Source organism: Proteus sp. G2618 (assembly GCF_009915995.1).
In the GTDB taxonomy this organism is placed as follows: domain Bacteria; phylum Pseudomonadota; class Gammaproteobacteria; order Enterobacterales; family Enterobacteriaceae; genus Proteus; species Proteus terrae.
Map to the genome: position 1 here is coordinate 83,519 of NZ_JAABNI010000025.1, position 11,356 is coordinate 94,874.

General features: G+C 39.2%; 9 protein-coding genes. 4 read left to right on the forward strand and 5 right to left on the reverse strand.

All coding sequences use genetic code 11. The features are described 5' to 3' along the window. The first annotated feature begins 407 nt into the window (after positions 1-407). Entirely contained in the window at positions 408-1,052 is a 645-nt protein-coding gene (locus GWJ01_RS15255; protein ID WP_109393910.1) for a YchE family NAAT transporter, read from the forward strand. Between the two features lie 111 nt (positions 1,053-1,163). Here the strand turns inward: GWJ01_RS15255 and GWJ01_RS15260 are convergent, their stop codons facing one another. The 5 genes from GWJ01_RS15260 to GWJ01_RS15280 all read right to left on the reverse strand — a co-directional run bounded on the left by GWJ01_RS15260 (position 1,164) and on the right by GWJ01_RS15280 (position 6,212). Next, positions 1,164-1,880, reverse strand: coding sequence for an ABC transporter ATP-binding protein (locus tag GWJ01_RS15260; protein WP_193528586.1), 717 nt, complete (start codon positions 1,878-1,880; stop codon positions 1,164-1,166). Next, positions 1,867-2,703: an ABC transporter ATP-binding protein gene (locus tag GWJ01_RS15265; RefSeq protein ID WP_109393908.1), complete on the reverse strand. Its 837-nt coding sequence runs from the start codon at positions 2,701-2,703 to the stop codon at positions 1,867-1,869. The genes GWJ01_RS15260 and GWJ01_RS15265 overlap by 14 nt, the downstream gene beginning before the upstream one ends. Continuing rightward, positions 2,696-3,526: an ABC transporter permease gene (locus GWJ01_RS15270; RefSeq protein WP_109393907.1), complete on the reverse strand. Its 831-nt coding sequence runs from the start codon at positions 3,524-3,526 to the stop codon at positions 2,696-2,698. Before GWJ01_RS15270 ends, GWJ01_RS15265 begins: the two co-directional genes overlap by 8 nt. Further along, entirely contained in the window at positions 3,526-4,569 is a 1,044-nt protein-coding gene (locus GWJ01_RS15275; RefSeq protein ID WP_109393906.1) for an ABC transporter permease, read from the reverse strand. Before GWJ01_RS15275 ends, GWJ01_RS15270 begins: the two co-directional genes overlap by 1 nt. Before the next feature lie 77 nt (positions 4,570-4,646). Next, positions 4,647-6,212 carry an ABC transporter substrate-binding protein gene (locus GWJ01_RS15280; protein ID WP_109393905.1) on the reverse strand — a complete coding sequence of 522 codons (1,566 nt, stop codon included), beginning with the start codon at positions 6,210-6,212 and terminating at the stop codon, positions 4,647-4,649. A 328-nt stretch (positions 6,213-6,540) separates the two neighbouring features. Between GWJ01_RS15280 and nirB the strand changes: the two genes are divergently transcribed. From nirB to cysG, 3 genes are read left to right on the forward strand one after another with little or no spacing between them, the layout of a single operon-like run. Beyond that, on the forward strand, positions 6,541-9,087 hold the full coding sequence (nirB, locus tag GWJ01_RS15285) for a nitrite reductase large subunit NirB (protein ID WP_109393904.1): 2,547 nt from the start codon (positions 6,541-6,543) through the stop codon (positions 9,085-9,087). Continuing rightward, positions 9,084-9,428 carry a nitrite reductase small subunit NirD gene (nirD, locus tag GWJ01_RS15290; RefSeq protein WP_075673950.1) on the forward strand — a complete coding sequence of 115 codons (345 nt, stop codon included), beginning with the start codon at positions 9,084-9,086 and terminating at the stop codon, positions 9,426-9,428. The genes nirB and nirD overlap by 4 nt, the downstream gene beginning before the upstream one ends. Before the next feature lie 14 nt (positions 9,429-9,442). Then, positions 9,443-10,825: a siroheme synthase CysG gene (cysG, locus tag GWJ01_RS15295; protein ID WP_109401764.1), complete on the forward strand. Its 1,383-nt coding sequence runs from the start codon at positions 9,443-9,445 to the stop codon at positions 10,823-10,825. The last annotated feature ends 531 nt before the right edge of the window (positions 10,826-11,356 follow it).

The following is an 11,356-nucleotide window of genomic DNA, read 5'->3' on the forward strand; positions in this document are numbered from 1 at the left end:
TTATTAGAGGGCATAATTTGCTTAAAAAACTTAAAAAAAACAATAATAAAGGCAAATATATTTTCGAAGTAACTCTCTTTCTTCGAATGATAACAGCTTACCATCTTTCTAATTAATTAACGTGATATATGTCACAAAAATAGCAAGCTGACACCTTTCAGCATGGCTATTTGTGAGAATGATTCTCATATGCAATAAATGTTCAACGATTTTTTTGTCGTACAGTTTATTTCGATATAAAATTAAACCTCTAGGTTTTGATCTATTTACAAGAGAATATTTTAGGTAAAAACTTGTTAACTAATAGAATTAACTGGTTTATTGATTTAAAGTAACGCGCATTTTTTGGAGTTACTCTATCTTTTATAGAATAATTCGCATGTTTATTAGCCAAGAAGGGGCTTTTCATGGGGTCACTGCTGGATTTATCCGGTTATATTAAATTTTTTGTCGGTCTTTTTGCGATTGTAAACCCAATTGGTATTTTGCCTGTCTTTATCAGTATGACGAGTTATCAAACTGATGCAGGGCGTAACAAAACAAACTTAATTGCGAATGGCTCCGTTGCAATTATTTTAGTTTCTTCTCTGTTAATCGGTGATTCTATACTGAGTGTTTTCGGTATTTCTATCGACTCGTTTCGTATAGCAGGGGGAATGCTGATTGTTACTATTGCGATGACCATGATAAATGGACGTTTAGGAGAAGATAAACAAAACAATCAGGAACGAAACGAATCCGCAGTACGTAGTAGTGTTGCTGTTGTGCCTTTAGCATTACCATTAATGGCAGGACCCGGAGCAATCAGTTCTTGTATTGTGTGGAGTTCTCGCTGGGAAGGTTTTACTAACTTTTTAGGATTAGCCGCAACCAGCATCTTTTTTGCATTTTGTTGTTGGTTGCTGTTTCGCAGCGCAACACTATTAGTGAAATATTTAGGGCAAACTGGCATTAATGTAGTTACTCGTATAATGGGCTTATTATTAATGTCGTTAGGTATTGAATTTATTGTGACCGGATTACGTTCTATTTTCCCGGGCTTATTAGTTTAAACACAGCGCAGAACAATAAAAAACGGTACGATTAAACAGTAATATTAAAAACGAGCAGTATTAATAACGTAATGCTGCTCGGCTCCTTTCTTTTATCTATTCTCTTTTATCTCAATCAATACGATGTATCCCTTTTGATAACGCATCTCGATCATAATGTTGTGTTAATTCACCATTTTCCATTAATGCAGCTCGATCCGACATATGTGCGATAACATCTGCATCATGACTGACGAGTAAATAAGTCATGTTATGCTGTTTTTTTAGTGTGTTAAGCAGATTTAAAATCTCGGCTTGCACTGACATATCTAGCGCTGAAGTTGGTTCATCTAAAAGTAATAGTTGAGGTTGCAATAAAAGGGCTCTTGCAATGGCGACACGTTGACGTTGCCCACCCGAAAGTTGGTGTGGATAACGACTCGTCACATCGGCAGGTAAACCAACTTGGGCTAATGCTTGTTCAATTGTCTCTTTATCAAAAGGAATTTGGTGGATTTTTAAAGGCTCAGAGAACGCTCGCTCAATACGGTGTTGGGGGTGTAAAGAGGCGTAGGGATCTTGAAATACCATTTGTATATTACGGCGCAAAGTCCCTTGAAAACGTTGTTGAGGTTTAATTGTTTGTCCTAAAAGCGATATCTCACCTTGCCAATTCGGTAATAACCCTGCGATCACACGCAAAACAGTCGATTTGCCACAGCCAGAACGGCCAATCAAGCTAAAGGTTTCGCCTTGTTGAACATGTAGATTGATCCCTTTTACAACGTGCTTTGCTTGTTTACCTTGTTTGAATTGAACGTGTAAATCATGAATATCAATTAGCATGATGTAGCCCCTTAAAATTAAGCGTTCTATCTAGTACTGGCAATTGAGTGCCATAAGTGCTTGCATTAGGTCTACATGTCCAAAGTGTACGAGTATAAGGATGTGAAGCAGTCGGTAGCGCTTTAGCATCAAGTTCATCAACTTGTTCGCCTTGATACATCACCATGACGCGCTCACAATATTCAGCAACAAGGGGTAAATCATGGCTAATCAGTAATAAACCCATATTACGCTGTTCACACTGAATAGTGATCAGTTCAAGGATTTGATGACGTAACTGAGCATCCAGTGCAGATGTCGGTTCATCGGCAATTAAAATAGTAGGGTTATTAATTAGCGCAATCGCTATCATTGCTCGTTGTCCCATACCACCTGATAATTCACCAGGATAACGATAAATATTCTGTTCAGGTAAGCCGACAGACAGCAGGGTATCGATGATAAGTTGACGCCTATCTTGACGTGAAAGTTTTTGATGTTGTTTTACGGTTTCTTCTACTTGCTGATAAATGGTTTTTACAGGATTTAATGCATAGCGAGGATCTTGTAATACCATTGAAATCGTATTTCCGCGGATGTTATTCCATTGGCGAGATGAAAAATCTAATAGATTATTTCCTTGTAAGTTCAGTATCTCTGCACTGACTTTTCCCGGATGACGAACAAGCCCCATTAATGCACGAGCGGTCATTGATTTGCCAGAGCCAGATTCACCAACAATCGCCAAACGCTCTTGCCCCAAAGTAAAAGAGATATTATTGACAACTCTTGCCTTTGGAAAATCGATGCAGAGGTTGTTTACCTCAATTAATGGTGTTTTATTCATGGGTATCTCCCAATACATCACGTAATCCATCACCTAATAAATTAAATGCCAGACTGCTGATTAAAATTGCCGTACCCGGAATAGCTGCAATCCACCATTGATCAAAAATAACGGGCATACCTTCTGCGATCATCGCTCCCCATTCCGCCATTGGTGGGCGTGCACCTAATCCAAGGAAGCCCAATCCGGCTGCTGCGAGAATAATTACGGCTAAGTTAAGTGCTAAACGCACAATGGCTGAAGGTAAACATAGTGGTAAGATATGTCCCCATAACAGTCGAAGACCTTTAATACCCATCATTTCGGCAGCAGCAAGATAATCGCTATTGCGTAAATGTTGAATTTCACTACGAGATTGTCGTGCATAAGCCGGCCATGCAGTTAAAGCCAGTGCTAACGCGCCATTTAGCAGGCCAGGTCCTAACATTGCGACAAAGGCGAAGGCGAGAATAAGAGAAGGCATCGACATTACAATATCAGTGAATCGCATTAAAATACGCTCAGTCCAACCACCGTAATACCCAGATAAAATCCCAATTAATAATCCTAAAGGTAGCGTAATAAGCGCCACCAGCCCCACTAAGCCTAGCATTGGGCGAGTACCATAAATAAGTCGAGAAAGAATATCTCGCCCATAATTATCTGTCCCTAGCCAATGTTCAGCATTGGGTGCTAATAAACGTTGGGCAGCATGTTGCCAATTCGGATCGTAAGGGGCTAACCAAGGTGCAAAAATAGCAATAATTAACAGTAAAATGAGCAACGATAAACCGATAAATGCAGAAGGCGAACGCGCTATTTTTCTTAAAAATGGAGATGACATTAGCGGAGCCTCGGATCAGTCAAACGAATAACGATATCGGTCATATTATTGATAAAGACAAAGCATAAGCCGATAACTAAAGTACCGCCCATAATGGCTGTGGTATCACCTGCAAAAAGTGCTGTTGTGAGATATCGACCAATTCCCGGCCAAGAAAAGACCGTTTCTGTTAATACGGCACCTTCTAACATACCAGTATAAGATAAGGCGATAATGGTCATTAAAACACCACGAATATTAGGCAGTACGTGATAAAAAAGAATACGTAATTCACCAATACCTTTTGCTCTTGCTAACGTGACATACTCTTTATTCATTTCGTTTAAACAGGCTGAACGAGTTAAGCGAGTAATAGAAGCAAGGGCAAAATAAGCTAATAAAGAAACTGGTAAAATAAGGTGTGATAACGCATTAAAAAAAGCATCTTTATCGCCAGCTAATAACGTATCAATTAGTGCAAAACCCGTTACGGGTTCAATGGTGAATTGATAAATATCGTCTAATCGCCCGGGGCCTGCTGTCCATTGTAAGGTGGCATAGAAAAGCAATAGCAAAATCAAACCTAGCCAGAAAATAGGAACAGAGCTACCTAATAACGTCAAAATTCGCAAAATAAAATCGAACGGTGTTCCCACAAAACGCGCACATAAAACGCCAAATAAAATACCAAGGCTGGCACCAATCAGTAATGCAACAGTTGCTAATTCCAATGTGGCGGGAAAAGTCGCTAACAAATCATCAAGAACAGGTTGACCTGTTGATGTTGCTGTACCTAAATGCCCTTGTAACAGCGCTTCTACATAATGAAAAAACTGCATGTAGATAGGTAAATCTAGTCCTAATTCATGTCTTACTTGGTTATAGGTTTCGAGGCTTGCGTGATCACCAACAATTTGTAAGACAGGATCGACAGGTGAAAGAGCTGAAAGCGTAAAAGTGATGACAAGAAGTCCTAAAAGAGTCAGCACCAGAGTCAATATTCCTTGAGCAAAGGTAATTAACTGATCTTTTAGACGAATAGGTAACGTCATAGCAGTATTCATACAGCAATAGCCTAGTGAAATGGCAAAAAATAGACCATCCACAGTAACATGGCTGTGGATGGTTTCAGGAAAAAATATTACTTAGTTACTTTGTCATAATAGACCATATCTGCATTTAGACCTTGCGCATAACCGTTAACGTTATCGCGCATGACTATCTGGTTTTTGCCTTGGTCAATAAACACATAAGGTGAACTACGCTGTAACTCTTTTTGCATTTCAGTATAGAGCGATTGGCGTTTTACTTTGTCCGCTTCATTAAGTGCAGATAATGTCTGCTGACTTAACTCAGGAATTTTCCAGCCATTTAACCAAGCAACAGTATTGGATTGTCCATCATTATAAGCGAAGGCACTGGCATTTGAGTGCGCATCAAAATAATCAGGGATCCAAAAACGAATGGCTGCTTGATGCTGTTTAGCGCGTACACGGCTATACACTTGGCTACCTGCTGCGGGCAATAAATCAACTTGTACACCCGCTTGAGCAAAGCTTGCTTGAATGGATTGCGCCACAGTGATGTAAGGAACTTTGTTCTCAACATCTAATGTAAAGCGTGCATTGGTAATACCCGCTTTGGCTAAAATTGCTTTGGCTTTTTCGGGATCAAAAGTAAAAGGATTATCTTTTAATGCACCCGGTAAGCCTATTGGTAAGAAGCTTTGATGAATAAAGTACTGACCACGCATTAAATCTTCAGTAATGCCTTTGTAGTCAATTAAATAACGAGATGCTTCCCAAAATGCGGGGTTACTCAGCGCTGGGTTTCCACTGGCGGTATTAAAAGCCATATAAACTTGCTCAGCAGAAGGAATATCTAAAATTTTGATACCAGTTTTGCCCGCTAAAGCTGCAGTTTGATCGGTACCTAAGTCACGCGCAATATCCGCATCACCTTTTTCAATTAATAAACGACGAGATGCCGGATCGGGCACGTTTTTAATAATAATATTGGCTATTTTAGGCGCACCAGTTGGCGAGAGTGGGTTAGCTTCTAACACAATAGCTTGACGTGGTTGATAAGCACGCATTTTGTATGCGCCACTTCCTGCTGAGTTCATCTTCAGCCAGCTATTCCCAAAGTCATTATTTTTAACATGAGCGGAAACCAGTTTTTCATCAACAATAGACGCAATTGGAGTTGAAAGGATATTTAGCACAACATCAGGGCTGACATCCGCTGTCCAACGCACTTCTAATTCATTATCACTGACCTTTTTCAGCAGTGAATTAATGTTATCAGTTTTCCAACCCAGCACATTTAGAATAAAAGCAGGTGATTTGTTCATGGTGATCGCACGCTGATAAGAGAAGATAATATCTTCAGGACGTACAGCGTTACCAGATGCAAATTTTGCATCTGGCTTAATTTTAAATACGATCGTTTTTTGTTCAGGGTTCGCTTGCCAGCTTTCAACTAAAATCGGTTCATTAATTTCTGGATTATCACGATTAGGTTGAACAATACGTTGATATAAACTAGGCACAGTTTGAATACTGGATAGTTCATTACTTTCAGCAGGATCAAGGCTGACAATATCATCAAGCCCTTGTACCACAATTAATGTATTAGCAGGTGTTGCTGCAAATGCCGGTACGGAAAGGGCACCCACAACGAATAATGATAATAATTTTGCTTTCATGAGACGCTCCCTGAAACGGTGTAGCCAAAATCGTTATGTCAATAACTTATTAGTTATTACTTTGTGAAATTAACTTAGGCAAAACGTGACCAATGCGCAAAGTTTTAATTACGCTTACATATAACTCTTCGTTATAAGTGGCTAAAATTAATTATGGTAGAAGAATAATTAACCGCAAGAACATGATGATGAAATACTCCTTTAGTAGTAACTCATTGACTATTAAGTTGTAGTAGCTGAATTGATTAAGCTGTATTTGATATCCATCAATATCTCTTATGAGTAGTTTCGTATTTTAGCCTTAGAAATCTTTAAATCTGAGGCAAAAATGAGCAAGAAAACACTCGCAATCATCGGTAACGGTATGGTGGGACACCGTTATATCGAAGAGTTGATTGATAAAGGTGGCAATGAAGAATTTAATATTGTTGTCTTTTGTGAAGAACCTCGCGTTGCATATGATAGAGTCCATCTCTCCTCTTACTTTTCACATCACACCGCTGAAGAGCTCTCCTTAGTTAAACAAGGTTATTATGAAAAATACCAAATAGAGGTATTAATTGGTGAGCGCGTGATAACCATTAATCGTGACGAAAAAGTGGTACACACTAATACCGGACGTTGTGTCAGTTACGATAAATTAGTGATGGCAACAGGCTCTTATCCGTGGGTTCCTCCAATTAAGGGAAATAACTCGCCGGACTGTTTTGTCTATCGAACTATTGAAGATTTAAACGCTATCGAATCTTGCGCACGTATTAGTCGTAAAGGGGCGGTGATTGGTGGTGGGTTGTTAGGTTTAGAAGCAGCCGGTGCGTTAAAAAGCTTAGGTATTGAAACTCACGTCATCGAGTTTGCTCCAACCTTAATGGCAGAGCAGCTGGATACATTAGGTGGTGAGCAACTTAAACGAAAAATAGAGCGTATGGGTGTAAAAGTGCATACCTCTAAAAACACCCAAGAAATATTATCAACTGGGGAAAGTGCGCGTAAAACACTGCAATTCGCGGATGGTACTTTTCTTGAAGTTGATTTTATTGTGTTTTCCACAGGTATTCGCCCGAAAGATAAGTTAGCTCGTCAGTGTGATTTAGATATTGCCCCACGAGGCGGCATTGTTATTAATGATTATTGCCAAACAACAGATCCTGATATTTATGCTATTGGTGAATGTGCATCTTGGCAAAATAAAACCTTCGGTTTAGTGGCGCCTGGCTACAAAATGGCACAAGTTGCGGTCGATAATTTATTAGGCCATCACTCTGTTTTTCAGGGTGCTGATTTAAGTGCAAAATTAAAACTTCTTGGTGTCGATGTCGGCGGTATTGGTGATGCTCATGGGCAACAAGCAGGGTGTCGTAGCTATATTTATCTGGACGAAGGCAAAGAAATCTATAAACGCCTGATTGTTAGTGAAGATAATAAATATCTATTAGGTGCTGTATTAGTGGGTGATACCGAAGATTATGGCAATCTTTTACAACTATCACTCAATACCATTGAATTGCCAGAGCACCCAGACTCTTTGATTTTACCTTCACATGCTGGAAGTAAGCCGGCAATAGGTGTTGATTCACTACCCGAAACCGCACAAATCTGCTCTTGTTTTGATGTTACAAAAGGCGACATTATTCAAGCAATTGAACAAGGTTGTCATACAGTCGCTGCAATTAAGGCAGAAACCAAAGCGGGTACAGGATGTGGTGGCTGTATTCCTCTTGTGACTCAAGTCTTAAATGCAGAATTAGCCAAACAAGGTATCGAAGTTAATCACCATCTTTGTGAGCATTTCCACTATTCTCGCCAAGAGCTTTATCATCTTATTCGTGTAGAAGGACTGAAAAGCTTTGATGAGTTATTGAAAAAACACGGTCAAGGCTATGGTTGTGAAGTGTGTAAACCAACCGTCGGTTCATTGCTTGCTTCATGTTGGAATGATTATATCTTGCGTGATGATTTAGTTTCTCTGCAAGATACTAACGATAACTTCCTTGCGAATATGCAAAAAGATGGGACTTATTCCATCATTCCTCGCTCTCCTGGTGGTGAAATTACCCCCGCAGGCATTATTGCTATTGGGCAAATCGCTCAAGAATACAATTTGTATACCAAAATTACGGGATCGCAACGAATGGCGATGTTCGGTGCGCACAAACAGGATTTACCCGCTATTTGGGAAAAACTGATAGCGGCGGGTTTTGAAACTGGTCATGCCTATGCGAAAGCACTGCGAATGGTAAAAACATGTGTAGGCAGCAGTTGGTGTCGTTTCGGTGTTGGTGACAGTGTCGGTTTGGGCGTTGCACTAGAGCATCGTTATAAAGGCATTAGAACACCTCATAAGATGAAATTTGGTGTCTCGGGCTGTACTCGTGAATGTTCTGAAGCACAAGGAAAAGATGTCGGTATTATCGCCACAGATAAAGGCTGGAACCTCTATTTCGGTGGAAATGGTGGTATGAAACCACGACATGGAGATCTCTTTGCTTCCGATCTTGATGAAGAAACCTTAGTGCATTATATCGACCGTTTTATGATGTTCTATATTCGTACTGCCGATAAGTTACAACGCACTTCAGTGTGGTTAGATAATTTAGAAGGCGGTATTGAATATTTACGTGATGTCATAATTAACGACAAATTAGGTTTAAATGCACAACTGGAAAAAGAACTTAAAACCTTACAAGAACGCGTTGCTTGTGAATGGAAAGAAACAGTTGATTCTCCAAAAGCATTAAAACGGTTTGCCCACTTTATTAATAATCCAATGCCTGATCCAACAGTGCAAACAGTAAAAGAACGATTTCAGCATCGTCCCGCACGTTTACATGAACGTATTGATATCAAACAGATCACTGAGGAGGCGCAATCATGAGCCAATGGATAGCTGTTTGCCAATTAGATGATATTACTCCGGGAACGGGTGTTTGTGCGCTGGTGGAACAAGATCACGTTGCCATATTTCGTCCTTATTCTGATGCGCGTTTATATGCGTTAAGCAATATAGATCCCTTTGCACATTCGAGTGTTCTATCACGAGGATTGATTGCTGAACATGAAAATGAGCTGTATATCGTCAGTCCGCTAAAAAAACAGCATTTTCGTTTAACGGATGGTTTTTGCCTTGAAGATGAGAATTTCTCGATCACTCATTTTGATATCAAGGTTGAAGGTAACACCGTTAGCGTGCGTAGTCGTAATAAGTCATCACAATAAATAGGGGAACGGATATGGATTACTTTCCAATATTCTGTCAGCTAAAAGATAAACCTTGTTTATTAGTAGGAGGTGGTGAGATTGCTGAACGTAAAGCGAGATTGCTGATGGAGGCAGGCGCCATTATTTCTGTTGTTGCCCCTTCATTTACTGGGCAATTTATGCAGTGGCATACAGAGCAAAAACTAAATTGCATCACAGGAATATTTAATGAGGCTCATTTGTCTGGTAAATGGCTTGTTATTGCTGCAACAGATAGCGAGCAAGTGAATCAACAGGTTTTTCAAACAGCAACAGAAAAACAGATATTTTGTAATGTGGTTGATTCACCAGAGCAAGCTAGTTTTATTATGCCTTCTGTTATCGATCGCTCTCCTATCGTGGTGGCAATTTCATCGGGCGGAAAAGCACCTGTACTCGCTCGTATTTTGCGAGAAAAAATTGAGCAGTTACTCCCTAATTATCTTGGTGCACTAGCACAACTTGCCGGAAAGTTACGAGAGCAAATAAAACAACGTTTTTCATCGATGAGTGCCAGACGTTATTTTTGGGAGCAATTTTTCGAGGATAAATCATTACAAGCTGAAATAGAAGCGCAAAGAGATGACGGTATTGAGCGACGTATTAGCGCACTGTTATCTGAAAATCAGCAACCTCAAGGCAGCGTTGTTTTAGTCGGAGCAGGACCGGGTGATGCTGGGTTAATGACCATTAAAGGTTTGCAGCAGTGCCAGCAAGCTGACGTGGTGGTTTACGATAGGCTAGTGTCTGATGAAGTAATGGCATTAGTTCGTAGAGATGCACAACGTATTTATGTTGGTAAGCAAGCGGGATTTCACTGCGTTCCTCAAGACGAAATCAATCAAATCTTAATCAAAGAAGCCATAGCAGGAAAACGAGTGGTGAGATTAAAAGGGGGCGATCCCTTTATTTTTGGCCGAGGCAGTGAAGAACTAGAAGCTTTGATTGAACATCAGATCCCATTTTCTGTGATCCCCGGAATTACGGCTGCATCAGGTTGTACGACTTATGCGGGTATTCCTTTAACGCATCGAGATTATGCACAAAGTGTTCGCTTTATTACGGGGCATGGGAAAGGATTAAATGAAGCACAGTGGCAATGTATTGCACAAAAAAATCAGACCTTAGTGTTTTATATGGGATTAAGTAAAGCCCATTATATTCAGCAAATGCTACTTAGCCAAAACATGTGCGCGACTATGCCTGTCGCCATTATCGAAAAGGGGACGTTAACAACACAAAAAGTGATTGTTGGTCAATTACGTCAACTGGCAGAGATGGCAGAAACAATGGAAAGCCCAGCACTGATTATCGTGGGAGAGGTCGTCTCATTGAATGAGAAGCTACAATGGTTTCAATCAAAGTCAGCTCAATAGCTGAAAAAAATTGAAGTTATAATTTTAAAATTAAAAACCTCTTTAATATTCGAGATGTATATTAAAGAGGTTTTTTTATCTAACTCATAGAAATATAAATGAAAAATTTTTTATTTTTATTTCTATTAAACATTTAGATTAAATTTTAAAAATAAACAATAAAAGTGAATATTTAATAATCTATAAATATTTTTAGATTAGAATTGTTATTCAGCCTAAAGATGAATTTATTATTATTTGTAATTAATTTCAAAGAGAAACTCTTTACAAATAAAGCATCATAAAATTCTGCTAGTCAGTTAAAAGCCATCCTAATTATATTAATTTTGTGAGCTAAGTAGGTTTTCTATCTATAAAACTTGCATGATGTTAATTTAATGTTTATTTGTTGTTTTGCCTCTCTTGATATGTATTTTTTATTTTCTCAAGATAGAACGCTAGAGGGCTCAATAAAGTTAAGTGATAAGAATACCGCATTAATTGACAAAATTTACGATAAGTGTAAAAAAGAAGTGTGTTGTTATCATTTTT

Excerpts from the sequence above, each read along its gene's own strand:
- cysG (WP_109401764.1), top strand. The coding sequence starts at position 9,443 with ATGGATTACTTTCCAATATTCTGTCAGCTAAAAGATAAACCTTGTTTA.
- nirD (WP_075673950.1), top strand. The coding sequence starts at position 9,084 with ATGAGCCAATGGATAGCTGTTTGCCAATTAGATGATATTACTCCGGGA.
- GWJ01_RS15255 (WP_109393910.1), top strand. The coding sequence starts at position 408 with ATGGGGTCACTGCTGGATTTATCCGGTTATATTAAATTTTTTGTCGGT.
- GWJ01_RS15280 (WP_109393905.1), bottom strand. The coding sequence starts at position 6,212 with ATGAAAGCAAAATTATTATCATTATTCGTTGTGGGTGCCCTTTCCGTA.
- nirB (WP_109393904.1), top strand. The coding sequence starts at position 6,541 with ATGAGCAAGAAAACACTCGCAATCATCGGTAACGGTATGGTGGGACAC.
- GWJ01_RS15270 (WP_109393907.1), bottom strand. The coding sequence starts at position 3,526 with ATGTCATCTCCATTTTTAAGAAAAATAGCGCGTTCGCCTTCTGCATTT.
- GWJ01_RS15265 (WP_109393908.1), bottom strand. The coding sequence starts at position 2,703 with ATGAATAAAACACCATTAATTGAGGTAAACAACCTCTGCATCGATTTT.
- GWJ01_RS15275 (WP_109393906.1), bottom strand. The coding sequence starts at position 4,569 with ATGAATACTGCTATGACGTTACCTATTCGTCTAAAAGATCAGTTAATT.